General features: G+C 67.8%; 25 protein-coding genes and 1 riboswitch. Of the genes, 10 read left to right on the top strand and 15 right to left on the bottom strand.

The genetic code is table 11. The features are described from left to right. Position 1: 1 nt before the first annotated feature. Together MTBLM5_RS17755 and MTBLM5_RS17750 are read right to left on the bottom strand one after the other, a co-directional pair. Positions 2 to 235, bottom strand: coding sequence for a hypothetical protein (locus MTBLM5_RS17755; RefSeq protein WP_173977377.1), 234 nt, complete (start codon positions 233 to 235; stop codon positions 2 to 4). A 65-nt stretch (positions 236 to 300) separates the two neighbouring features. Next, complete coding sequence (locus tag MTBLM5_RS17750; RefSeq protein ID WP_173977376.1) at positions 301 to 1458, bottom strand: DNA polymerase IV; 1158 nt, start codon at positions 1456 to 1458, stop codon at positions 301 to 303. Between the two features lie 40 nt (positions 1459 to 1498). Here MTBLM5_RS17750 and MTBLM5_RS17745 point away from each other — a divergent pair, with 40 nt between their 5' ends. From MTBLM5_RS17745 to recR, 3 genes are all read left to right on the top strand, one after another. Beyond that, positions 1499 to 3259 carry a DNA polymerase III subunit gamma/tau gene (locus tag MTBLM5_RS17745; protein ID WP_173977375.1) on the top strand — a complete coding sequence of 587 codons (1761 nt, stop codon included), beginning with the start codon at positions 1499 to 1501 and terminating at the stop codon, positions 3257 to 3259. Then, a complete protein-coding gene (locus tag MTBLM5_RS17740) occupies positions 3256 to 3579 on the top strand; it encodes a YbaB/EbfC family nucleoid-associated protein (protein WP_068501715.1) in 324 nt (107 codons plus the stop codon). The genes MTBLM5_RS17745 and MTBLM5_RS17740 overlap by 4 nt, the downstream gene beginning before the upstream one ends. Positions 3580 to 3754: 175 nt before the next feature. Then, complete coding sequence (recR, locus tag MTBLM5_RS17735) at positions 3755 to 4351, top strand: recombination mediator RecR (protein ID WP_173977374.1); 597 nt, start codon at positions 3755 to 3757, stop codon at positions 4349 to 4351. A gap of 154 nt (positions 4352 to 4505) precedes the next feature. Here the strand turns inward: recR and pgk are convergent, their stop codons facing one another. Both pgk and gap read right to left on the bottom strand, forming a co-directional pair. Next, a complete protein-coding gene (pgk, locus tag MTBLM5_RS17730; protein ID WP_173977373.1) occupies positions 4506 to 5729 on the bottom strand; it encodes a phosphoglycerate kinase in 1224 nt (407 codons plus the stop codon). A gap of 80 nt (positions 5730 to 5809) precedes the next feature. Next, positions 5810 to 6811 carry a type I glyceraldehyde-3-phosphate dehydrogenase gene (gene gap, locus MTBLM5_RS17725; RefSeq protein WP_068501724.1) on the bottom strand — a complete coding sequence of 334 codons (1002 nt, stop codon included), beginning with the start codon at positions 6809 to 6811 and terminating at the stop codon, positions 5810 to 5812. Between the two features lie 523 nt (positions 6812 to 7334). Here gap and MTBLM5_RS17720 point away from each other — a divergent pair. Together MTBLM5_RS17720 and MTBLM5_RS17715 are read left to right on the top strand one after the other, a co-directional pair. After that, complete coding sequence (locus MTBLM5_RS17720; protein ID WP_173977372.1) at positions 7335 to 7985, top strand: response regulator transcription factor; 651 nt, start codon at positions 7335 to 7337, stop codon at positions 7983 to 7985. 51 nt (positions 7986 to 8036) lie between these two features. After that, positions 8037 to 10727 (top strand): cation-transporting P-type ATPase, encoded by a 2691-nt coding sequence (locus tag MTBLM5_RS17715; RefSeq protein ID WP_173977371.1) that lies wholly within the window; start codon positions 8037 to 8039, stop codon positions 10725 to 10727. Positions 10728 to 10836: 109 nt separating this feature from the next. Here the strand turns inward: MTBLM5_RS17715 and MTBLM5_RS17710 are convergent, their stop codons facing one another. From MTBLM5_RS17710 to MTBLM5_RS17665, 10 genes are all read right to left on the bottom strand, one after another. Then, on the bottom strand, positions 10837 to 11334 hold the full coding sequence (locus MTBLM5_RS17710; protein ID WP_173977370.1) for a hypothetical protein: 498 nt from the start codon (positions 11332 to 11334) through the stop codon (positions 10837 to 10839). Positions 11335 to 11433: 99 nt separating this feature from the next. Next, positions 11434 to 12825 (bottom strand): adenosylhomocysteinase, encoded by a 1392-nt coding sequence (ahcY, locus tag MTBLM5_RS17705; protein ID WP_068501737.1) that lies wholly within the window; start codon positions 12823 to 12825, stop codon positions 11434 to 11436. An 87-nt stretch (positions 12826 to 12912) separates the two neighbouring features. Further along, positions 12913 to 14715 (bottom strand): phosphoenolpyruvate--protein phosphotransferase, encoded by a 1803-nt coding sequence (gene ptsP / locus MTBLM5_RS17700; protein ID WP_173977369.1) that lies wholly within the window; start codon positions 14713 to 14715, stop codon positions 12913 to 12915. 27 nt (positions 14716 to 14742) lie between these two features. Next, entirely contained in the window at positions 14743 to 15030 is a 288-nt protein-coding gene (locus MTBLM5_RS17695; RefSeq protein ID WP_173977368.1) for an HPr family phosphocarrier protein, read from the bottom strand. Then, positions 15027 to 15434, bottom strand: a complete 408-nt coding sequence (locus tag MTBLM5_RS17690; RefSeq protein ID WP_173977367.1) for a PTS sugar transporter subunit IIA — start codon at positions 15432 to 15434, stop codon at positions 15027 to 15029. The genes MTBLM5_RS17695 and MTBLM5_RS17690 overlap by 4 nt, the downstream gene beginning before the upstream one ends. Positions 15435 to 15447: 13 nt before the next feature. Continuing rightward, positions 15448 to 16359, bottom strand: coding sequence for an RNase adapter RapZ (gene rapZ, locus MTBLM5_RS17685; protein WP_173977366.1), 912 nt, complete (start codon positions 16357 to 16359; stop codon positions 15448 to 15450). Then, complete coding sequence (locus tag MTBLM5_RS17680; RefSeq protein WP_173977365.1) at positions 16359 to 16790, bottom strand: HPr kinase/phosphorylase; 432 nt, start codon at positions 16788 to 16790, stop codon at positions 16359 to 16361. The genes rapZ and MTBLM5_RS17680 overlap by 1 nt, the downstream gene beginning before the upstream one ends. A 39-nt stretch (positions 16791 to 16829) precedes the next feature. After that, on the bottom strand, positions 16830 to 17321 hold the full coding sequence (locus MTBLM5_RS17675; protein ID WP_173977364.1) for a hypothetical protein: 492 nt from the start codon (positions 17319 to 17321) through the stop codon (positions 16830 to 16832). A 384-nt stretch (positions 17322 to 17705) separates the two neighbouring features. Continuing rightward, a complete protein-coding gene (locus tag MTBLM5_RS17670; protein WP_254431119.1) occupies positions 17706 to 19322 on the bottom strand; it encodes a stimulus-sensing domain-containing protein in 1617 nt (538 codons plus the stop codon). Continuing rightward, positions 19312 to 20010 carry a response regulator transcription factor gene (locus MTBLM5_RS17665; RefSeq protein ID WP_173977362.1) on the bottom strand — a complete coding sequence of 233 codons (699 nt, stop codon included), beginning with the start codon at positions 20008 to 20010 and terminating at the stop codon, positions 19312 to 19314. The genes MTBLM5_RS17670 and MTBLM5_RS17665 overlap by 11 nt, the downstream gene beginning before the upstream one ends. Before the next feature lie 91 nt (positions 20011 to 20101). Next, positions 20102 to 20340, top strand: a riboswitch (cobalamin riboswitch). 94 nt (positions 20341 to 20434) lie between these two features. Here MTBLM5_RS17665 and MTBLM5_RS17660 point away from each other — a divergent pair. The 5 genes from MTBLM5_RS17660 (at position 20435) to MTBLM5_RS17640 (ending at position 23297) form a co-directional block, all read left to right on the top strand. Continuing rightward, positions 20435 to 21073, top strand: a complete 639-nt coding sequence (locus tag MTBLM5_RS17660; protein WP_254431118.1) for an energy-coupling factor ABC transporter permease — start codon at positions 20435 to 20437, stop codon at positions 21071 to 21073. Next, positions 21070 to 21342, top strand: a complete 273-nt coding sequence (locus MTBLM5_RS17655) for an energy-coupling factor ABC transporter substrate-binding protein (protein ID WP_173977360.1) — start codon at positions 21070 to 21072, stop codon at positions 21340 to 21342. Before MTBLM5_RS17660 ends, MTBLM5_RS17655 begins: the two co-directional genes overlap by 4 nt. Then, positions 21339 to 22064 carry a cobalt ECF transporter T component CbiQ gene (cbiQ, locus tag MTBLM5_RS17650; RefSeq protein WP_173977359.1) on the top strand — a complete coding sequence of 242 codons (726 nt, stop codon included), beginning with the start codon at positions 21339 to 21341 and terminating at the stop codon, positions 22062 to 22064. Before MTBLM5_RS17655 ends, cbiQ begins: the two co-directional genes overlap by 4 nt. Then, entirely contained in the window at positions 22058 to 22894 is an 837-nt protein-coding gene (locus MTBLM5_RS17645) for an energy-coupling factor ABC transporter ATP-binding protein (RefSeq protein ID WP_173977358.1), read from the top strand. The genes cbiQ and MTBLM5_RS17645 overlap by 7 nt, the downstream gene beginning before the upstream one ends. Positions 22895 to 23012: 118 nt before the next feature. Beyond that, the gene (locus tag MTBLM5_RS17640) at positions 23013 to 23297 is read left to right on the top strand and encodes a hypothetical protein (RefSeq protein ID WP_173977357.1); all 285 of its coding nucleotides are present in this window, start codon (positions 23013 to 23015) and stop codon (positions 23295 to 23297) included. Positions 23298 to 23381: 84 nt separating this feature from the next. Here the strand turns inward: MTBLM5_RS17640 and MTBLM5_RS17635 are convergent, their stop codons facing one another. After that, positions 23382 to 23954: a copper chaperone PCu(A)C gene (locus MTBLM5_RS17635; protein ID WP_173977356.1), complete on the bottom strand. Its 573-nt coding sequence runs from the start codon at positions 23952 to 23954 to the stop codon at positions 23382 to 23384. Between the last annotated feature and the right edge of the window lie 26 nt (positions 23955 to 23980).

The raw sequence follows: 23980 nt of genomic DNA, 5'->3' as shown, positions 1-23980 counted from the left end.
CTTATCCTTGCACGCCGCTGCTGATCGGGGTGAAGCAATCGGGGTCGAACAGCATCGACACCGCCACCGTCATCGCGCGGGCGCCGTTCTTCTCGACCATGCGGACATGGCGCGGAATGTCGGGATACTCGAACACGCGTTCGACCACCCATTCGCCGCCATAGGTGCCGGCCTTGCGGAAGATGTCACCGGGGGCAACGTCGTCGCCGCGGGCGCGGCGGCCAAAAAGGCTCATCGGGGTGTCTCTTATTCTAATGGCTCTATAGCCCGTCATACGCGCCTTGTGCGTGAATGTCGAGATCAGCCGAACAGATCAGGCGGATCGGCCTCGGACGGCGGGGCCAGGTCGGTGACGCCCACGCCGATCAGGCGAAAGGCGCGCCCGTCGGTCTCGCGCGCCAGAAGCGGGCGGGCGGCGGCGGCGATCACCTCGGCCCGCTGGGTCGGCGCCGGCAGCTTGTGGTTGCGGGTCAGCACCTTGAAATCCGCCGTCTTCAACTTCATGACCAGGGTGGACCCGGCCACCTGATCGCGCACCAGGCGGGCGGCGACCTTGGCGGCCAGCAGGTCCAGCGCCTGGGCCAGCGGGGCGAAATCGCGGACGTCCCTGGCGAAGGTGGTCTCGCGCGAGACGCTTTTGGCCGGGCGGTCGGGGGTGATGGCCCGGCTGTCCTCGCCCCGGGCCATCTGATGAAGGGCGCGGCCGAAGCGGCCGAAGCGGGCGATCAGGTCGGCCTCGGACGCTTCTTGCAGGTCGGCGATGGTGGAAAAGCCGGCCGCTTCCAGGCGGGCTGCGGTGGCGCGGCCGACGCCGAACAAGGTTGACACCGGCAGGGGCGCCAGCTGGCCGGCAGCCTCGGCGCGGCCGATGACGGTGAAGCCCCTTGGCTTGTTGCGGTCGCTGGCCAGCTTGGCCAGGAACTTGTTGGCCGACAGCCCGACCGAGATGGTGATGCCGACCCGGGTTTCGACCGCGCGCGCCAGCCGGGCCAGCAAGATGGCCGCCGGCTTGTCGACCAAGCGCACGCCCGGCGACAGGTCCAGATAGGCCTCGTCCAGGGACAAGGGCTCGAAGATCGGCGTCGCCTTGGCCAGCAAGTCCCGGATCTGGGCCGAGACCTGGGCGTACTTGGCGATGTCGGGGGGGATGACCACCGCGTGGGGGCACAGTTCCAGGGCCTTGAACATCGGCATGGCCGAACGCGGGCCGAATTTGCGGGCGACGTAGCAGGCGGTGGTGACCACGCCGCGCCCGCCGGGATGGCCGACGATCACCGGCCGGTCGGCCAGTTCGGGGCGGTCGCGCTTTTCCACCGAGGCGTAGAAGGCGTCGCAATCCATGTGGGCGACGGTCAGGTCGAACAATTCGGGATGGCCGACCACCCGGGCCGATCCGCAGCGCGGGCAATCGGCTCCGGACTTGAACGGCTTGCAGCAATCAAGGCACAGACTCGGCATGGTTTGATCATACCCGATTTCCTCTATATTCTCTGGCCCCATGACCGAAGCCGTCGAAGCCACCCCCTATCGCGTCCTGGCCCGCAAATACCGGCCGACCGATTTTTCCACCCTGATCGGGCAGGACGCGCTGGTGCGCACGCTGACCAACGCCATCGGCTCGGGCCGGCTGGCGCACGCCTTCGTGCTGACCGGAGTGCGGGGTGTGGGCAAGACGACGACGGCGCGCATCATCGCCCGCGCGCTCAATTGCGTCGGCCCCGATGGCCAGGGCGGCCCGACCATCGCGCCCTGCGGCGTGTGCGAACATTGCCGCGCCATCGCCGAGGACCGCCATGTCGATATCCTGGAGATGGACGCGGCGTCCAGGACGGGTGTCAACGACATCCGCGAGATCATCGAAGGCGTGCGCTATCGGCCGACCTCGGCGCGCTTCAAGGTCTACATCATCGACGAGGTGCACATGCTGTCGACGGCGGCGTTCAACGCGCTGCTGAAGACCCTCGAGGAACCGCCCGAGCATGTGAAGTTCGTCTTCGCCACCACCGAGATCCGCAAGATCCCCATCACGGTCCTGTCGCGCTGCCAGCGTTTCGACCTGCGCCGGGTCGAGGCATCGGTGCTGTCCGCCCATTTCGCCGGTATCGCCGAAAAGGAAGGGGCCGAGATCGAGCCCGAGGCGCTGGCCCTGATCGCGCGCGCCGCCGACGGATCGGTGCGCGACGGATTGTCGCTGCTGGACCAGGCCATCAGTCACGGCGCCGGCAAGGTCGGGCAGGCGCAGGTGCGCGACATGCTGGGTCTGGCCGACCGTGTGCGCGTGTTCGACCTGTTCGAGGTGGTGATGAAGGGGCAGATCGCTCCGGCGCTGGACCTGCTGGCCGAGCAATATGCCCTGGGTGCCGATCCGGCGGTGGTGCTGCAGGACCTGCTGGAGCTGACCCACTGGCTGACCCGGCTGAAGCTGGCCCCCGACGCCGAATTCGGCAATATCGCCGAGGCCGAGCGGGTCCGCGGCGCCGAGATGGCCAAGGGCCTGGGCATGGCCCATCTGGCCCGGGCCTGGCAGATGCTGCTGAAGGGCCTGCAGGAAACCCGCAGCGCGCCGCACCCGTTGCAGGCCGCCGAGATGGCCCTGGTCCGCCTGGCCTATGCCGCCGACCTGCCGACCCCGGCCGAGGCGATCGAACAGATGCGCAGCCAGCCACCGGCTCCGCGCGGTCCGTCGGGCGGCGGTGGTGGCGGTGCTCCGATCCCGTCGGCGGCCGACCGGGTGGCGACCCAGATGATCCCGTCGGGCAGCGGTGGTGGACCCTCGGCCGCCCTGCAACTGGCTCCGGCCCCGGTGGCCCAGACCGTGGCGCTGCCGGTGATGCCGGCCAGCTTCGCCGAGGTGGCGCAATTGTTCTCGGAACGGCGCGAGGGCTCGTTGGCGGTGGCGCTGCGCCGCCAGGTCAATCTGGTGCGCTTCGAGGCCGGCCGCATCGAGCTGCGCCCGCACGCCAACGCGCCATCGGACCTGTTGCCCAAGGTGTCGCGCCTGTTGACCGAATGGACCGGCCGGCGCTGGACCGTCACCGTCAACGCCACCGACCCGGCCGAGGCCACCTTGTCCGAGCAGGAGGCCCAGGCCGAGACCCGCCGGCGCGAGGATGCCGCCAACCACCCGCTGATCCGGGCGGTGATGCAAGCCTTTCCCGGAGCCATCATCGAAGCGGTGCGTGATATCGCCGCCGACGAACCCGACGAGGCCGAACTGGCCTTCGATTCCGATCTCACCCCAGCAGACGAGGAAGCATGAAGAACCTTGGCAACCTGATGAAGCAGGCCCAGCAGATGCAGACCAAGATGGCCGAGATGCAGGCCAAGCTGGCCGAGATGGAGGTCAGCGGCGCTGCCGGTGGCGGCATGCTGCGGGTCACCTTGAACGGCAAGTTCGAGCTGAAGGGCATCAAGATCGACAAGGCTTTGGTCGATCCCAACGACGTCGAGGTGCTGGAAGACCTGATCGTCGCCGCCTTCAACGACGCCAAGGTCAAGGCCGAGGCGGCGATGAACGAGGAAATGGCCAAGGTCACCGGCGGCCTGAACCTGCCGCCCGGCATCAAGCTGCCGTTTTAGGGCCGAAGGCCGCCCGTGGCCGGGCCCGCTCACACGCCGCGGGGCTTCAAGCTGCCGTTTTAAGAGTACGCATTCCCGTCATGCCCGGACGTGATCCGGGCATCCATGTGCTGTTTGGACCCCCGGATCAAGTCCGGGGGTGACGCAACGAAGGATGTCAGGAGCCTTTGTCGCCATGGTCGGACCCGAGATCGAACGGCTGATCGCGCTTCTGGCCCGCCTGCCCGGCCTGGGGCCGCGTTCGGCCCGCCGCGCCGCCCTGGCCCTGGTCGAGCGCAAGGACAGCCTGCTCGACCCCTTGGCGCGCGCGCTGGCCCAGGTGGCGCATACCGTCAAGACCTGCCCGATCTGCGGCAATTTCGACAGTTGCGAGCCCTGCGCCATCTGCGCCGATCCCACCCGCGACGAAAGCCAATTATGCGTGGTCGCCGATGTCGGCAGCCTGTGGGCGATGGAGCGGACCGGCGCCTTCAAAGGGCGCTATCACGTTTTGGGCGGCCTGTTGTCGGCGCTGGACGGAGTAGGCCCCGACGATCTGGCCATCGAGTCTTTGCGTGCCCGCGCCGCCTCGGGCAGGTTCGCCGAGATTATCCTGGCCCTGCCGGCCACCGTCGAGGCCCAGACCACTGCCCATTTCGTCCAGGACCGGCTGGCGGCCAGCGGCGCGCGCCTGTCGGCGCTGGCCCAGGGCGTGCCGGTCGGCGGCGAGTTGGATTATCTGGATGACGGCACACTGAGCGCCGCCCTGAAGGCCAGGCGGACGCTGTCATAAAAAAACGGGGCGCAGATGGCGCCCCGTTTCTGGTTTCCTCTTTCTTCGTCACCCTCGGGCTTGACCCGAGGGTCCATACTGCCGAAGGCGGTTTCGAACCATGGATGCCCGGGTCAAGCCCGGGCATGACGGAAAGGGGGAAGCGACAGCCCGATCAGCAATGGCCGCCACCGCAGCCGCAGCCGCCCGAGGCCTTGATCTCCAGGGCGGCGACGCCCGGCAGGGTCTTGCCTTCCAGCCATTCCAGGAACGCGCCGCCGGCGGTCGAGACGTACGAGAACTTGTCCTCGACGCCGGCCGCCGCCAGGGCGGCCACGGTGTCGCCGCCGCCGGCCACGGTCAGAAGCTTGCCCTGGGCGGTGCGCTGGGCCGCCGCCTGGGCCACCGCGTTGGTGGCGGCATCGAACGGCTTGATCTCGAAGGCGCCCATCGGGCCGTTCCACACCAGCGTCTTGCAGCCGCCGATGCGGTCGATGATGGCCTCGGCCGAGGCCGGACCGGCATCCAGGATCATCATGTCGTCGGGAACGGCGTTGATGCTGACCACCTTGTTGGGGGCGTTCTCGGCGAATTCGGTGGCGACCACCACGTCGACCGGCAGGACGATGTGGCAGTGCGCGGCCTTGGCCTTCTCGATGATCTCGCGGGCGGTGTCGGCCATTTCCTTTTCACACAAGGACTTGCCGACGCTCTTGCCCTGGGCGAACAGGAAGGTGTTGGCCATGCCGCCGCCGATGATCAGGTAATCGACGCGCGACACCAGATTGCCCAGCAGGTCCAGCTTGGTCGACACCTTGGCGCCGCCGACCACCGCCGCTACCGGCTTTTCCGGCGAACCCAGGGCCTTGGCCAGGGCTTCCAGCTCGGCCTGCATCAGGCGGCCGGCGGCAGAGGGCAGCAGACGGGCCAAGGCCTCGGTCGAGGCATGGGCGCGGTGGGCGGTCGAGAAGGCGTCGTTGACATAGATGTCGCCCAGGCCGGCCAGGGTCTTGGCGAAGGCCGGGTCGTTCTTTTCTTCCTCGGGGTGGAAGCGGACGTTTTCCAGCAGCAGGGTGTCGCCGTCCTTCATGGCGGCGATGGCCGCCTCGGCGGCCGGGCCGATGCAATCGTCGGCCCAGGCGACGGGCTTGCCGACGGCCTTGGCCAGCGGCTCCAGCAGCAGCTTCTGCGAATACTTGGCCTCGACCCCCTTGGGGCGGCCGAAATGGGTCAGGATGATGACCTTGGCGCCCTTGGCGGCCAGCTCGGTCAGCGTCGCCGCCGAACGGTCGATACGGGTGGTGTCGGTGACCTTGCCGTCCTTGGCCGGCACGTTGAGGTCGGCGCGGACCAGAACCCGCTTACCCTTGACGTCCAGCGCATCGATGGTGCGGAACATGGCGTTTTCCCCCTGATGATTCTTGGAATGAAAAAGGGCCGGGCGGGCAGTCGCCGCCCGGCCCCCCCGAAGACAGATGCTCAGCCCTTGGCGATGTGGGTCAGGAACCGCAGCATGTTGCAGGTGTAGCCGTATTCGTTGTCGTACCAGGTGACGACCTTGACGAAGGTGCTGTCCAGGGCGATGCCGGCATCGGCGTCGAAGATCGACGGCATGTTGCAGCCGACGAAATCGGTGGCGACCACCTTGTCCTCGGTATAGCCCAGCACGCCCTTCAGTTCGCCTTCCGACGCCTTCTTCATGGCGGCGCAGATTTCCTCGTACTTGGCGTCCTTGTTCAGCTCGACGGTCAGGTCGACCACCGAGACGTCCGAGGTCGGCACGCGGAAGGCCATACCGGTCAGCTTCTTGTTCAGCTCGGGCAGCACCTTGCCGACGGCCTTGGCGGCGCCGGTCGAGGAGGGGATGATGTTTTCCAGGATGCCGCGGCCGCCGCGCCAATCCTTCGAGGACGGGCCATCGACGGTCTTCTGGGTGGCGGTGGCGGCGTGGACGGTGGTCATCAGGCCGCGCTTGATACCCCAATTGTCGTTCAGCACCTTGGCCACCGGGGCCAGGCAGTTGGTGGTGCACGACGCGGCCGAGACGATCTTTTCCCCGGCATACTTGGTGTGGTTGACGCCATAGACGAACATCGGGGTGTCGTCCTTCGAGGGCGCGCTCATCAGCACCTTCTTGGCGCCGGCCTTCAGATGCTTTTCGGCCGAGGCGGCGTCCAGGAACAGGCCGGTCGATTCGATCACCACATCGACGTCCAGCTCGCCCCACTTCAGGTTGGCGGGGTCACGCTCGGCCGACAGCAGGACCGGCTTGTTGTTGACCGACAGAATGTTGCCGTCGACCTCGATGTTGCCGTTGAAGCGGCCATGCACCGAATCGTACTTCAGCATGTAAGCGAGGTATTCGGGATCGAGCAGGTCGTTGATGCCGACGATCTCGATCTGGGGAAATTCCTTCGCGACGGCGCGGAACACCATGCGGCCGATGCGGCCGAAGCCGTTGATGGCGACGCGAACAGTCATAGTTACCTCCACTTCGGTACGATACGGATGAATCAGGTGGCAGGACCCCACCCCAAGCTGTCCCGGTGGTGCGGTCCACTGGGCTGCGGGTGGGGCGCGTTGGCGTGCCGCCAGCCGAATTCGAACGGGCAACCATATCGCACATCAGGCCCGCGGAATCCAGTCCAGAAAGCACCAAAACCCGCCGGAAAAGCGTGAAAAATCATTACCTTTTCTTCATCCCACCCTGGGGGGTGAAGGGGCGGTACCCGATGCGGCGGGGTCGGTTGGGAAAACGGGTCGGATGGTCTTGTCCACCATCACCCTACCCAGTCAGGTGGCAGGCCTTAAGATTGGTCCGACCAGCGGCCTTTGCTTTGCGAAGGGCGGTCATATATCGTGATAAGGACAAAGGTACGGCCAGGCCTACAAACCTATTGCGTAGGGACATGCCGCGTCGATTGGAGGATAAGCGTTGCCGACATTGACGCATGAGCCGGGGGTCGGGGTGCTCGGTGGCCAATGCCGGTCATGTGGGGACGCCATGAAGATACTGATTGCCGATGACCACGAACTGTTTCGGGATGGCTTGCGCCATGTCCTGGGGCAATTGGGTGAGCAACTGACCATCGTCGAGGCCTGCGATTATGGCGATCTGTTCGCCGTCGCGCGCGGCGGTGCCGACTTCGACCTCGTCTTGCTCGACCTCACCATGCCCGGCGCCGAATGGGCCGAGGGGCTGCGCCAGGTCAAGGAGATCCTGCCCGGCACGCCGATCATCGTGCTGTCGGCCGCCGACGATCGCCGCCATGTTCTGCAGGCGGTCAACATGGGGGCGCAGGGCTTCATTCCCAAAAGTTCGCCCAGCCGGGTGATGCTGTCGGCGCTGCGCCTGGTGCTGTCGGGCGGCGTCTACCTGCCGCCGGCCTTGATCGAGCCGCAGGGGTCGGGCAGCGATTCCTTCAACCCGGTCGCCACCGAACAGGCGATTTCGTTCCTGACTCCGCGTCAGCGCGAAGTGCTGGCGCTGCTGGGCCAGGGCAAGTCGAACAAGGAAATCGCCCGCTCGCTGGAACTGGCGGAAGGCACCGTCAAGCTGCACGTCACCGCCATCTTGAAGGCCTTGGGGGTCAACAACCGCACGCGGGCGGTGGTCGCCGCCTCGCAGATGGGCCTCAACGAAACCGAGGTCTGACCCGCGTTCTTGCCGGGTTGAACCCACCCGAGATGGGCTTATCTTGGTCGGATGAGCCCAAGGATTTCCCCATCCGGCGACCGTCGCCAGCCCTGGCACGTCCTGTCCGTACAGGATGCCTGCCTGCGCCTGGATGCCGACATCGGGGCCGGACTGTCGGCGCCCGAGGCGCAAGCCCGGCTGGACCGCTTCGGCGCCAACCGGCTGCCCGAGCCGCCGCCCCGGCCGCTGTGGAAAATGGTGGTCAGCCAGTTCACCAGCCTGCTGGTGCTGGTGCTGCTGGTGGCCGGTGCGCTGGCCGGCTTCGTCGGCGACACCACCGACATGCTGGTGATCTTCGGGGTGATCCTGTTCAACGGCGCCCTGGGGTTTTATCAGGAATTCCGCGCCGAGAAGGCTCTGGACGCCTTGAAGGCGATGCTGCCGGCCCTGTGCCGGGTGCGGCGCGACGGCACCAAGCAGGAGGTGCCGGCCGCCCAGCTGGTGCCCGGCGACGTGGTGCTGCTGGAAGCCGGCGACCGCATCCCCGCCGACGGCCGGCTGGCGGTGGCCCATCAACTGGAAATCGATGAATCCTCGCTGACCGGCGAATCGCTGGCGGTGGCCAAGCAATTGGATGCGCTGTCCGACCACGATCTGCCCCTGGCCGAGCGCACCAACCTGGCCCACATGAACAGTGTGGTCACCCGCGGGCGCGGCGAGATGGTGGTGGCCGCCACCGGGGCCGCGACCGAAATGGGCCGCATCGCCGGCATGCTGCAGGCGGCCGGCGACGAAACCACCCCCTTGCAACAGCGCCTGGACCAACTGGGCCGGCGCCTGGCCCTGCTGGCCGGGCTGGTGGTGGCCTTGTATCTGGCGCTGGGGCTGATGCGCGGCGAGCCGGTCGCCCAATTGGTGCTGACCGCCATCGCCCTGGCGGTGGCCGCCATCCCCGAGGGTCTGCCGGCGGTGGTGACGGTGACGCTGGCCATCGGCATGGTGCGCATGGCCCGGAAGGGGGCCATCGTCAAGCGGCTGGCGGCGGTCGAGACCCTGGGCTCGACCACGGTGATCTGTTCCGACAAGACCGGCACCTTGACCATGAACCAGATGACGGCGGTGGCCGGCTGGGCCGCCGGCCGGCGTTTCGTCGTCGATGGCGAGGGGTATGGCCGCGAGGGCGCGGTGCGCCCGGCCGACGATGGCGGCCCGCTTCCCGATCTCGCCCCCCATCTGGCCGCCGCCCGTCTGTGCACCGAATCAATGCTGGCCGATGACGGCCAGGGCGGCCGGATGGTGGTGGGCGACGCCACCGAGGGCGCGCTGCTGGTGCTGGCCGACAAGGCCCATGCCCTTCAGGATTGGCCGCGCCTGGCGGAAGTGCCGTTCGATTCGGCGCGCAAGTTCATGGTCAGCGTGCACCGCTTGCCCGATGGCGGCCTGCGGCTGCTGGTCAAGGGCGCGCCCGACGTGGTGCTGGGCCTGTGCCGGGCAGTGCGGCTGGAAGGCGGCGAGCATGTCCTGGACCGCGAGCGGGCCGATCAGGTGGCGCGCGAGAACGAGGCGATGGCCGCCAAGGCGCTGAGGGTGCTGGCCCTGGCCGAGGCGGAGGTGGACGAAACCGCCCTGGCCGACCCGCTGGCTGCCGCGCGGGACCTGACCCTGACCGCGCTGATCGGCCTGCTGGACCCGCCGCGACCGGGTGCGCGGGCGGCGGTGGCGGCGTGCCGGACGGCGGGGATTGCCGTCAAGATGATCACCGGCGACCACCGGGTGACGGCGGCGGCCATCGGCCGCGCCTTGGGCCTGGACGGCGAGGTGGTGACCGGGGCCGAACTGGACCGCATGGACGATGCCGAACTGGCCGGGCGGATCGACGATATCGCGGTGTTCGCCCGCGTCGCCCCGGAACACAAGGTCCGCATCGTCGAGGCCCTTCGGGCGCGCGGCCATGTCGCCGCCATGACCGGCGACGGCGTCAACGACGCCGCCTCGCTGAAGGCGGCGCATATCGGGGTGGCGATGGGCCGCACCGGCTCGGACGTGACGCGCGAGGCGGCGACCATGGTGCTGACCGACGACGATTTCTCGACGGTGGTGGGCGCCGTGCGCGAGGGACGCACCATCACCGACAATATCGTCAAGTTCGTGCGCTTCCAGCTCTCGACCAATATCGGCGCCTTGCTGACTGTGCTGGCGGCGCCGATCATCGGCCTGGCCAGCCCGTTCCATCCGATCCAGATCCTGTGGGTCAACATCATCATGGACGGCCCGCCGGCTTTGGCCTTGTCGTTCGACCCGGCGCGGCCGGGCCTGATGGAGGAACCGCCCAAGGCCCAGGGCGAGGCGATCTTGTCGGTGCGCCGGCTGCTGAAGCTGGCCCTTTACGGCACCACCATGGCGGTGGGCACCTTGGCCGTGTTCGCCTGGGGCTTAAGCACGGGCGACGAGACCCAGGCCCGCACCCTGGCCTTCACCACCTTCGTCCTGTTCCAGTTCTTCAACGTCTTCAACGCCCGGGTCGGTCACGAATCGGCGCTGGGCCCGCAGATGTTCGCCAATGCCAAATTGTGGGTCGCCCTGGCCGGCGTGATCGCCCTGCAGGCGGCGGCGGTGCATTGGGGGCCGGCCCAGGCGATCTTCCACACCTCGGACCTGTCGGCGCTGCAATGGGGGGTTGCGGTGGCGGTGGCCTCGATGGTGCTGGTGCTGGACGAGGCGCGCAAGGCGATCGGGCGGTTTATACCAACCGGCCAATGAATTGGCCGGTTGTATCGCCCCTCGCCGGGCGCCCGCATCCGCGGGCTTGGCCGCCGCCGCAATGGCGGCAGGATACCGGCCAACAAGTCACATCAAAGGTTGGCCGGTATTACTTCGTGATCGGTCGGTTCAGTTCGCGGCGCACCAGGGTCAGGGTCTCGTCCAGACGTGGGCGGATGGCCGCCTGCAGGTCGGGGGTGAAGGCGCCCGGCTGCTCGGCATTCAGGAAAAGGAAGCCGCCGACCTCGTGCAAGCCCGGCACGGCGGCGGTCAGGCTGGAGCGGATGCCGGCCTCCAGCAAGGCCTGGACATGGCGGGCGCGGCTGTCGCCGACCTGGGCGATGTCGTGGATGATCCGGTACCGACCGCTGCGGGTGCCAAGGTCCAGTCCGGGCAGGTCGGACAGCGGCAGGTCCAGGCGGTCGAGATAGGGGCAGGCACGGCCGGCGAAGGCTGCCGACCACACCGTTTCGGTCGGCGGATGGTATCCCACCACCGCCGCACGGACCAGGCAATCGCCGCCGGGAACGGCGCGCACCCGCCGCAACGCCGTCTCGAGAAGCCAGGTCAGCCGGCTACTCGTCCCGATTTCCAGTGCGGCAGCCATCCGCGTCTCCCATCCTGCCCACCTCTTAACCTAGGCACCGGCCGGTCATAAGAAAAGCCCCCCGGCGGTGACCGGGGGGCTTCTTCACATCAGCCGAACTTAGTAGCGGTAGGTGTCGGGCTTGAACGGGCCTTCGACCGCGACGCCGATATACTCGGACTGCTTGGCGTTCAGCTTGGTCAGCGTGGCGCCCAGCTTGGCCAGGTGCAATGCTGCGACCTTCTCGTCCAGATGCTTGGGCAGCACATAGACCTTCTTCTCGTACTTGCCGGGATTGCAGAAGATGTCCATCTGGGCCAGCACCTGGTTGGTGAAGCTGGCGCTCATCACGAAGCTGGGATGGCCGGTGGCGCAGCCCAGATTGACCAGACGGCCCTCGGCCAGCAGCAAGATGCGGTTGCCGCCGGGGAACTTGATCTCGTCGACCTGCGGCTTGATGTTGGTCCACTGGAAGTTCTTCAGGCCGGCGACCTGGATCTCGCTGTCGAAGTGGCCGATGTTGCAGACGATGGCCCGGTCCTTCATCGCCCGCATGTGATCGACGGTGATGACGTCGACATTGCCGGTGGTGGTGACGAAGATGTCGCCGCGGGGCGCGGCCTCTTCCATGGTCAGGACCTCATAGCCTTCCATGCAGGCCTGCAGGGCGCAGATCGGGTCGATCTCGGTGACGATGACGCGGCAGCCCTGGCTGGCCAGGCTTTCGGCCGAGCCCTTGCCGACATCGCCGAAGCCGGCGACCACGGCGACCTTGCCGGCCAGCATGACGTCGGTGGCGCGGCGGATGCCGTCGACCAGGCTTTCACGGCAGCCATACTTGTTGTCGAACTTCGACTTGGTCACCGAATCGTTGACGTTGATGGCCGGCCACAGCAGGGTGCCCTTCTTCTCCATCTCGTACAGACGATGGACGCCGGTGGTGGTTTCCTCGGTCACGCCGCGGATGGCGGCGCCGTTGCGGGAATACCAGGTCTTGTCGGTTTCCAGCTTCTTCTTGATGGAGGCGAACAGGACTTCCTCTTCCTCGCAGGTGGGGTTGGCCAGGACCGACAGGTCCTTTTCCGCCCGCATGCCCAGATGGATCAGCAGCGTGGCGTCGCCGCCATCATCCAGGATCATGTTGGGGCAGCCGCCATCGGCCCAGTCGAAGATGCGGTGGGTGTAGTCCCAATATTCTTCCAGGCTCTCGCCCTTGATGGCGAAGACCGGGGTGCCGGCGGCGGCGATGGCGGCGGCGGCATGGTCCTGGGTCGAGAAGATGTTGCAAGACGCCCAGCGCACGTCGGCGCCCAGGGCCTTCAGGGTCTCGATCAGCACGCCGGTCTGAATGGTCATGTGCAGGGAACCGGCGATGCGGGCGCCCTTCAGCGGCTGGCTGGGGCCGAATTCGGCGCGGGTGGCCATCAGGCCGGGCATCTCGCTCTCGGCGATGTCCAGTTCCTTGCGGCCCCAATCGGCCAAAGCGATGTCGGCGACGACGTAATCGGTCATGGGAAAACGACCCTTCCAGCGGGAGTGTGACTGGACGGCGTTGTAGCAGGGCCGAACGGCGATTGCAAGGGTGATATAAAGATATCTTTATGTCGGCATGAGGGCGGCCGAGGCCCGGTCGGCCGCTCCGTCGGCGGACGAGAACCCGTCCACCAGGCCGGCGATGCGGGCGGCGTCGCTTTGTTCCATCACCAGGCGGGCCATGCGGCTGGCGGCCGAAAGGTCCAGTCCGCGCACGCGCTGCTTGACCACGGCGATGTTGGTGGCCGACATCGACAGGTCGCGGATGCCCAAGCCCAGCAGCAAGGCGGTATAGCGCGGATCGCCCGCCACCTCGCCGCACACCGCCACCGGGATCCGGGCGCGTTTGGCGGCTTCGGTGGTGAACTGGATCAGCCGCAGCACCGCCGGATGCAGCGGGTTGTAAAGGCTGGCGACCGCTTCATCGGCGCGGTCGATGGCCAGGGTGTACTGGGTCAGGTCGTTGGTGCCGATCGAGAAGAAATCGGAATTGAAGGCCAGCGCGTCGGCCCCCAGCGCCGCGCCCGGCACCTCGATCATCACGCCCAGCGGCGGCAGCGGGTCGGCCATCGCCACGCCGGCCCGCTTCAGGCGGCGGACCACCTTTTCCAGGGTGGCTCGCACCGCCTGGATCTCCTCGACGGTGGCGACCATCGGCACCAGGATACGCACCCGCCCGAAGGCCGAAGCCCGCAGGATCGCCGCCAGTTGCGCTTCCAGCAGTTCGGGCCGGGCCAGCGACAGCCGCACGGCGCGCAGGCCCAAGGACGGGTTGGGGCCGGGATTGACGCCCAGTCCGTGCGCCAGCTTGTCGCCGCCGACATCCAGGGTGCGGATGGTGACCTCGCGTCCGCCCATGCCCTGGATCACCGCCTGGTAGGCGGCGAACTGTTCGTCCTCGTCCGGCACGTCGTCGCGGTTCATGAACAGGAATTCCGAGCGCAACAGGCCGATGCCCTCGGCCCCGGCGGCCAGGGCCGAGGCCACTTCGCCAGGCAGTTCGATATTGGCTTCCAGTTGGACCCGCTGGCCGTCGCGGGTGGTCGCCGGCAAATCCTTCAGGCGCGACAGTTGGCGGCGGGTGCGCAGGAAGTCGGCGCGCATCTTGCGATAGGCGTCCAGCAGATCGTCCGACGGGTTCAACACCACCCGGCCGTTGCGGCCGTCGATCACCACCACGTCGCCGCTGCGGGCATGGCGCATCAGTTCGGCGACGCCCAGCACCGCCGGCAGGCCCAGCGAGCGGGCCATGATGGCGGTATGGCTTTCGGCGCCGCCCAGTTGGGTGGCGATGCCGGCCACCACCTTGGGGTCCAGCAGCGCGGTATCGGCCGGGGTCAGTTCCTCGCCCAGGATGACGCTATTCTTCGGCAGGGTCTGGAACGGCTTCCAGTCGCGGCCGATCAGGTTGCGGATCAGGCGCCGGCCCAGGTCGCGCACGTCGGCGGCGCGGCCGGACAGATAGGAATCCTCCATGGCCTCGAAGACGTGGGCGATGGAATCGATCTCGTGCTGGACGGCGGCCTCGGCATTGATGCGCTCGGACTCGATGCGGCCCTCGACGCCCCGGACCAGGCGCGAGCCGTGCAGCATCTGCTGATAGGCATCCAGCAGGTAACCCAGTTCCTCGGCGGCGGCGCCGTCCAGTCCCTCGGCCTTGGCGCGCATCTGGGCGACCTGGCCCTGCGCCGTCTCGACGGCGGCGGCGAAGCGCTTCTTCTCGGCGGCCAGGCGCGAGGCGGGAATCCGGGTCTCGGCCACCGCGACATGGTCGGAATCGTGGCGATAGACGGTGCCGATGGCGATGCCCCGGCTGACCGCCATGCCGGTCAGCACTATTTCGCGGGCAGGGGCGGCGGCGTGGGGCATCCAAAATCCTCGGGCCAGGGGTGAGGATCAGTCCTCTTCGTCGAACTTCTGGTCGATCAGGGTGCAGATGGCGTCGAGCGCCGGCCCGGCATCGGGACCCGAGGCCCGCATCTCGATCGAGCAGCCGGGAGCGGCGGCCAGCATCATCAGCCCCATGATCGACATGCCCGAGACCTCGGTGCCGCGATGGGCGACATGGACCTGGGCGTCGAAGGTGGCAACCAGCTTGACGAACTTGGCCGCCGCGCGGGCATGCAGCCCACGGCGGTTGCAGATGGTGGCGGTGCGCCGGACTTCGGTGTCGGCCGCGCTCATCGGGACCCCTGGCTCAGAAGTTTCGAGGCGACGTTGATGTATTTGCGGCCGGCTTCCTGGGCCGAGGCGACGGCGTCGCCCAGCGGCTCGGAATGGCGCACGCTGGCCAGCTTGATCAGCATCGGCAGGTTGACTCCGGCGATGACCTCGATCTTGGCCTTGTCCATGATGGAAATGGCCAGGTTCGACGGCGTGCCGCCGAACATGTCGGTCAGCACCACCACGCCGGTCCCGTCATCGCAGCGGGCGACCGATTCCATGATGTCGTTGCGGCGCCGCTCCATGTCGTCGTCCGGGCCGATGCAGACGGCGGCAACGTTTGGCTGCGGCCCGACCACGTGTTCCATGGCGGCGACAAGCTCGTCGGCCAGCTTCCCGTGGGTCACAAGTACCAGTCCGATCATCTCCAACCCCTTGTCATGTCCCGGCTGCCAACAATTCGCGGTGGCGAAGCTCGACCCGAACGTTGCGGCCGGCCAGCCACTGGGCCAGCCGCTCGGCGATGAAGACCGAACGGTGGCGTCCGCCGGTGCAGCCGACGGCAATGGTCAGATAGCTCTTACCCTCGGCAGCGAAGCGGGGCAACAGTGGAGCCAGCAAACCGGTCAAAGAGTCGAAAAAAACCGCGAAAGCGGGGTCGTTCGACACGAATTCGGCCACGCCCGGATCGCGTCCGGTCAAGGGCTTCAGATCGGGCTGGTAGTGCGGATTGGCCAGGAAGCGGGCGTCGAACACCAGATCGGCCTCGCGCGGCAGGCCTTCGCGATAGGCGAACGAGGTGACGAACACCAGCAAGCCCTGGGTCGAGGCCTGGCCGAAATGGGCCGACAGCACCTGCTTGAATTCGCCCGGCGCCAGGTTCGAGGTGTCGAACACCACGGCGGCGCGGCTTTTCAGCGGGCTGACCAGGGTGCGTTCGTGGCGGATGCCGTCGATCAGCGGCCGGTCGGCGGCCAGCGGATGGCGCCTGCGGGTCTCGGTGAAGCGGCGCCTCAGCACTTCGTCGTCGCAATCGAGGAACAGCAGGCGGACATCCTGGCCGGCTTCGGCCATCAGGCGGTCGATTTCGTGCAGCACCGGCTCGACGCCGAAATCGCGGGTGCGGATATCGATGCCCACCGCCAGCGGCCGGGCCGGGCCGTCGCGGCGGACCAGGCTGGACAGCAGCATCACCGGCAGGTTGTCGACCGCCTCGAAGCCCAGATCCTCGAGCACCTTCAGGGCCGAGGTCTTGCCGGCGCCCGACAGGCCGGTGACGATCACCACGCGACCGGCGGGCGCGCAAGGCGCAGGGGAATCGGGGGAGGTGGCTGCGGTGGCTGGGCTCATCACCGCACCATTATATCTCGCAGCGCGCCCAGCATCGCAAGGCGAACCTTGGCGGCCGCCGAGGCCTCGAACGGGGCCAGCGCCACACGTGGGACGGCCAGGCCCAGGAAACCGGCGGTTGCCGGCTCGGGGTGGCGTTCAACCTGGTCCGGCGCCACCAGATCGACCACCAGGGCCAGCGGCGCGCGTGGGCAATGGGGCAGGCGAACCACGCCCAGGCCGCGCACCTCGAACAGGCCGGCGATGGTGTCGGGCGGGCTGGCGAACAGGCGCCCGTCCTGGGCGGTCAGGGCGGTCTGGTCGTCGGCCACCAGCACCGCGCCGGCATCGATCAGCCGAAGCGCCAGATCGGACTTGCCGCCGCCCGAGGGCGCGCGCAGCAAGACGGCATGGCCGTCGATCTCGACCGTGGTGGCGTGGACCAGTTGCATGGGGGAAGGGTGATCGCGGCGCCGTCGCGAGTCAATCGGCTAGAACCTGCGGCGCAGCCGGTCCCTGGCGTATTCGCGGTACCTGGTGATACGCTCATCCACCAGTAGGGTGCGGGCTCCGAGGCTGTGGTTATGGCCCGAGGTCAGGGCGCTGACATTTTCCTTCGTCATTCGCTTGGCGGCCTCGATGCGGTTGGCAATGAGACTGCTCATGCAAAGATTGCCCTTCGGACATTCAGCGCCATCGCGGCAACGCCGGCAGCGGTCGTCATCAATCGGCAGGGACAGTGCGGCGATCCCACGCAGCATCATGCAGTAGTTGGTCACGACCACGTCGATGCCTTTAGCCTCGAAAGGAGCGCGCAACCAAACGGATGCCAGGAATGCCAATGATCTTTCCCAGCCATCAAGGTCGGCAACGTCTTGGATCATGATGCCAAGGCGAAGATCGTTTACCGAGAGATCGATGAAGTCCTTGTTCGCAATGGCTGCAATTCGGAGCGCATCAAGGTCACGTTTCAGCAAGGGCATTCCCAGCTATTCCTTGACGGCGCCCCGTCCCGTGCGAGTACGAAGGCGAGCCAAGGCATCGTCCCGGCTAAGGGTCCGCAGCTTTTTGGCGCTATGGGCCAGGGTCGCATCGATCACATCCAGATCGCCTGCTTCCGTTGCGGTAAGTGCGCGCGGATGGGGGCCACTCTCTCCGCCTCCGGCGGCGGGGATGGTGGTCCCTGGGGTGCCTGTTGTGTAGCGCCGGATACTCATACGGCGAACCTGGATTTCCGACATGCCAACCCCAGCGCTATGAATCGAACCTGCGGCCAAACAATGGCGATTCGCAAATCCTATCGAAAGAGAATGAAAGGCGCAACTATTTCCGGTTGAACCTTTTGTGCGGTCGCCACGGGCCGCGAGTCAATGGGCCGGCAGCGTCACCACGAAGCGCGCGCCGATCACCCGGCCGTCGGCATCGGTGCGATTTTCCGCGTGGATGCGGCCCTGGTGGGCATCGATGATCTGCTTGCTGATGGATAGGCCCAGGCCGGAATGGGTGCCGAACTTCTCGCCGGCCGGCCGCTCGGTGTAGAAGCGGCCGAAGATGGCGTCCAGCTTGCCCTCGGGGATGCCGGGGCCGTCATCCTCGACGGCGATGTGGATCACGCCGTCGTCGCGCCAGCCCGACAGGCGGATGGTGCCGCCGATTGGGCTGAACGACAAGGCGTTGCCGATCAGGTTGCGCAGCACCTGAACCAGACGGCCGTCGATGCCGGCCACCGTCAGGGGATCGGAGTCCGGCAGGGTCACCAGCAGGCCGGGCGCGCCCTCGGCGCCGGTGTCCTGATAGACCTGGGCCAGGGTGGCCAGCAGGGTGGCCAGCGGCACCGGCTCCATCTCGGCGCGGCTCATTTCGGCATCGACGCGCGAGGCGTCGGAAATGTCGGTGATCAGCCGGTTCAGCCGCTCGACATCGTCGCGGATGATTTCCAGCAGGCGCTTTTGCTTGTCCGGGTCGCTGATGCGGGCCGCCGTCTCGACCGCCGAGCGCACGCTGGTCAGCGGATTCTTGATCTCGTGCGAGACGTCGGCGGCGAAGCGTTCGATGGCGTCCATGCGGGTCCACAGCGCGGCGGTCATTTCCTTCAGGGCCAGCGACAATTCGCCGATTTCGTCGCCCCGGGCCGACAAATCGGGGATGCGGGCGCGCCGGCCCTGGCCGCGGCGGACCTGATGGGCGGCCATGGCCAGGCGGCGCACCGGCCGGGCGATGGTGCCGGCCAGGAAGAAAGACAGGCCGACGGTGACCGCCAGGGTGACGATGAACACCTGGGCGATGGCCAGGCGGACCTGGAACAGGCCATGGGCGACGGCGCGGCCGTCATGGGTGACCATCAAGGCGCCGACCACCTGCTTGTAGCGGCTGACCGGGACCGCCACCGACAAGACGATGCCGCCCTCGGGCGACGAGCGGATGGCGGTGCCGGTCTCGCCGGCCAGGGCGGCGACCACTTCCGGGAACTGGTCGCCCCGGCTGTCCAGCCGCTCGACATGGACCGGCAGGTCGGGGTCGGCCGGCATCCAGTGGGACAGGCGGTCCCAGCGGGCGGCCAGGTCGGACCAGAAGCCGGGCGGCGGCGGCGGGTCGAGGTCCTCGATCTGGATGTTGCCCTTGGCCGACAGCACGAATTGCGAATCGGCGGCCAGGTCGCCGACGGCGTCGAACAGGCGCGCGCGCACCTGGGCCGGCTGCGCCAGACGGCGGACCATCAATTGGGCCAGCTCGGCGTTGATTTCCAGGAAGCCCAGGCTTTGTTCGGCCACCGCGCTTTCGCCGACGGCACCGGCCACCATCTCGGCCTGGGTGGCCAGGCCCGCCAGTTCGGACTCGATCAGCGCCTGCTTGTAGCGGTCCAGGAACATCAGCCCGGCCACCAGCAGCACCGGGGCGATCAGGTTGACCGCCAGGATGCGCCGCGTCAGCGGCGAGGCCAGCGGCCGCCAGCGGCCCCGGCGCCTGACCGGTTCAGTCTTCACGGTAACGATAGCCGACGCCGTACAGGGTTTCGATATGGGCGAAGGAATCGTCGACCTCGCGGAATTTCTTGCGGACCCGCTTGATGTGGCTGTCGATGGTGCGGTCATCGACATAGATCGATTCGCCGTAGGCGGCATCGATCAATTGGTCGCGGTTCTTGACGTGGCCGGGCCGCTGGGCCAGGGCCTTGACCAGCAGGAACTCGGTGACGGTCAGGTCGACCTTGGCGCCCTTCCACACGCAGACATGCCGGCCGGGGTCCAGCACCAGTTCGCCCCGGGTGATGGCGCCGGCCGCCGGCCCGTCGCCTTCCTCGGCGGCCATGTCCAGGCGGCGCAGCAGGGCGCGGATGCGTTCGATCAGCAGCTTCTGCGAGAACGGCTTCTTGATGTAATCGTCGGCCCCCATGCGCAGGCCCATCAGCTCGTCCACCTCGTCGTCCTTCGAGGTCAGGAAGATCACCGGGATGGCCGAGTTCTTGCGCAGCCGTTGCAGCAATTCCATGCCGTCCATGCGCGGCATCTTGATGTCCAGCACCGCCAGGTCGGCCGGCTGGCTGGTCAGGCCGCGCAGCGCCTCGGCGCCGTCGGTATAGGCGCGGACCTTGTAGCCCTCGGATTCCAGGGCGATCGACACCGAGGTCAGGATATTGCGGTCGTCATCGACCAGCACGATGGTATGGCCCACGAAAGAAAACTCCCCACGAAGGTTCGCCGGCCTCAGGGTCGCGCAAACCGGCCCGGGGCGAAAGCGAAATTGACTTCCCCAATGTGGCGAAATTATAGTCCGCCCAGACGGTTCCCCCGAAGTCCGCAAGGGTGACGGGGGTGAAGATGGGAAGCCGGTGCGATTCCGGCGCTGCCCCCGCAACTGTAGGCGGAGAGGTTCCGGCCGTTCGCGATTGCCACTGACCCGTTTGCCAGGATATCCACCGGCGAACGTTTCCAAGGTCGGGAAGGCTATGCCGGAACCCTTGACCCGCGAGCCAGGAGACCTGCCGTCGAACCCGCGTACGCACGACCTTCCGGGCGGGGTGTCCTGGAACGGTGATGTCCCAAGTCGGGGCGGTGTGTTCGCTGTTCGCGGACCAAGAGGTGGATAGATGCATATCATGGAAGGATTCCTTCCCGCCGGGCATGCCCTGGCGTGGACGGCCGTTTCGGCGCCCTTCGTCGCCGTCGGCGCGGTGCGCCTGAAGCGGATTCTGGTCGAACGGCCCGAATTGCGGCTGACCTTCGGCGCCGCCGGCGCCTTCGCCTTCGTGCTGTCGGCCCTGAAGCTGCCCAGCGTCACCGGTTCGTGCTCGCATCCCACCGGCACCGGCCTGGGCGCGCTGGCGGTGGGGCCGGCCGCCACCACCATCATCGGGACCGTGGTGCTGCTGTTCCAGGCCCTGCTGCTGGCCCATGGCGGCCTGACCACCCTGGGGGCCAATGTCTTCTCGATGGCGGTGGCCGGGCCGTGGATCGCCTGGGCGGTGTGGAAGGCGGCCGGCAAGATCGGCTTGGGGCCGTCGGTGGCGGTGTTCCTGGCCGCCATGCTGGGCGATCTGGGGACCTATGTGGTGACCTCGGCCCAGCTGGCCTTGGCCTTTCCCGACGCCGCCAGCGGTTTCGCCGGCGCGTTGGCCAAGTTCGCCGGCATCTTCGCCGTGACCCAGCTGCCCCTGGCGGTGGCCGAGGGCCTGCTGACGGTGGTGGTGATGAATGCGCTGAACCAGCGCGCCCTGGTGGCCGAGGTCCGGGCATGACCATGGCGCGACAGAACATCGTGCTGCTGGGAGCGGCGATCCTGGTGGTGGCGGCGCCCTTGATCCTGGGGATCGAGGGCAGCTATGGCGGCGCCGACGGCCAGGCCCAGGCCTTGATCGAGGAATCGGGTTACCGCCCGTGGTTCTCGAACATCTGGACGCCGCCCAGCAAAGAGATCGAAAGCCTGTTGTTCGCCCTGCAGGCGGCGGCGGGGGCGGGGCTGTTGGGCTATGTGCTGGGGCGGCTGCACGGTCGGCGCCGGAAATGATTCGCACCGACCGGCTGGCCGCCGCCAGCCGCTGGAAAGACAAATCCCTGAGCGAGAAGGCGGTGACGGCGCTGGGCCTGATGGGCCTGGCGCTGGCCCTGCCGCCTTTTCCCGGCGCCCTGGCGGTGCTGGCGGCGGCCAGCCTGCTGGCCTGGCGCTCGGGCGTCGGCCCGGCCGACTGGCTGGCCCTGCTGGCCCCGCCGGCCGCCTTCATCGCCACCGGAACCATGGCGCTGGCGGTCGAGATCGATTCCGCGGGCCTGCATCTGGCCGCCGATGGCGGTCGGGCCGGACTGGCGGTGGCGCTGCGCGCCCTGGCGGCGGTGGCGGCCCTGTTACTGTTGGCGGCGACCACGTCCACGCCGGCCCTGATCGACGGCCTGAGGCGGCTGGGTCTGGCCCCGGAATTGGCCGAGGTGGCGCTGGCGATCTATCGCTTCATCTTCATCTTGCAAGACACCGCCCAGACCATGCACGCCGTCCAGGCCGCCCGGCTGGGCACGGTCGGCTGGCGTCGGCGCATCCGCTCGGCCGGGCTGTTGGCGGCCTCGCTGCTGCCCAGGGCGCTGGACCGCGCGCATCGCCAGGAAATCGGCCTGGCGGCGCGTGGCTTCGACGGGTCGTTGCGGACCTTGTCGCCCCGCCGGCCGGTCTCGGTCTGGGGACTGGCCCGTGCCGCGATCTTGCTGGTGTCTATCGCCGGGTTGGGCCTGGCATGGTGATCCTGGAAGCCTGCGGCCTTCATTACGCCTATCCCGGCGGCGCCCCGGCCCTGGCCGGGCTGGACCTGGCCGTGCGCCGGGGCCGGCGCCTCGCCATCCTGGGCCCCAACGGCGCCGGCAAGACGACGCTGCTGCTGCATCTGAACGGAACCCTGGAACCCAAATCCGGCCAGGTGCGCCTGGACGGGGCCGCCATGGCCCATGGCCGCGCCCAGCGGGCGCTGTGGCGCCGCCGCGTCGGCCTGGTGCTGCAGGACCCCGACGATCAATTGTTCGCCGGCACTGTGGCCGAGGACGTCTCGTTCGGGCCGCTGAACCTGGGACTGGACGAATCGGTCGTCGCCGCCCGCGTCGCCGAAGCGCTGGACTCCCTGCGCATCGCCGAGCTGGCCGACCGGCCGCCGCACATGCTGTCGTTCGGCCAGAAGAAGCGCGCCGCCATCGCCGGCGCGGTGGCGATGCGGCCCGACATCCTTTTGCTGGACGAACCCAGCGCCGGCCTGGACCCGTTCGGCACGGTGCATCTGCTGGCGGCGCTGGATCGGCTGTGCCAGGGCGGCACCACCTTGGTCTTCACCACCCACGACGTCGATCTGGCCTGGAGCTGGGCCGACGACGTCGCCTTGTTCGCCGCCGGCCGGGTGGTCCGCCAGGGCGAGGCCGAAGCCGTGCTGGCCGACCACCAGGCGCTGGCCGCTGCCCACCTCAAGCCGCCCTTCCTGCTGGAACTGGGGCTGAAGGCCCGCGCGCTCGGCCTGCTGGCCGCCGACGCGCCGCTGCCGCGCAAGCGCGCCGACGGACTGGCCCTGCTTGAAGGCCTGGCCCGCTGAGGTCATTCATACTTTGGTCATAGGCTGTTGTTGATGTGCTCACTCACGGCACGAACGCTGTTCGTGTTAGGGCGTTACAGTCGAATCATTCCAAGTATCACTCGCAAAGGAGTGGCCCATGAAATCTTCTCTCGCCTCTGGCGATGTCGAACGGACGCTGAGCGACAGCTACGAATCCTTGCGCGCCGAGGGATGGTTCGACACCGAGCCGGACGCCTTGTTCGCCCAGGCGGCGCAATTGATCGAGGATCTGGCCGCCACCCTGGGGGCCTGTCCCGCCCGCGACCTGCTGCTGACGCGCCGTGCGATGATGCATGGCCATGCCGGCCAGCCCGATGCGGTGATGGTCGCCGACCACCTGGCCTTCCTGCACGGCATGCTGGAATCCGGCCGGCTTCATTGAGACGGGCCGGATCGCGGCACCCCCCTGCCCCCACCGCCGCATCCGGTCTTGCGCCCCCTTCCCCACCGGGAAGGGGGCGTGATCCTATTTCCCCGGCGGATGCATGGATTCGTGCATCTTGCGGTGGTCGGGGTCCTTCATGTGGCTTTCGTGCATGGCGGGGTCGTGCTGCATCGGCATCGTGCCCATTCCCATCGAGCCCGGGCCCATCGAGCCGATTGGCTTGATCTCGGCCTCCACGGTGACCTTGCCGGCCTGGGCGAATTCCAGTTCCAGCGGCAGGGTGGCCCCTTCCTTCAGCGGCGCCTTCAGGCCGATCAGCATGACGTGCAGACCGCCGGGGGCGAACTCGATGGTGCGGCCGGCGGGGATTTCGACGCTGGACAGCGCGATCATCCGCATGGTGTCGCCTTGCGCCATGTGGGTGTGCAGCTCGGCGGTCTTGGAAATGTCGGCCTTGGCGCCGATCAGATTGTCGGCCCCGGCCCCATTGTTGACGATGGTCAGATAGGCGCCGCCGGCCGGAGCCTTCGGCGGCGTCGCCCGGGCCCAGGCGCTCTTGATCACGATGTCGCCGACCTTGGCGTCGCCGGCCAGCGCCGGGCCCGAGGCCAGCAGGGCGGCCAGGGCCAGCACGGTTCCCTTGAATGCGTTCATCTGCGATGATCCCCTTCGTCCAAAAC

It is taken from the genome of Magnetospirillum sp. LM-5 (genome assembly GCF_902729445.1).
GTDB lineage: Bacteria > Pseudomonadota > Alphaproteobacteria > Rhodospirillales > Magnetospirillaceae > Magnetospirillum.
Note: the sequence above shows the minus strand (reverse complement) of the source record. Positions and strands in the feature narration are given on the sequence as shown.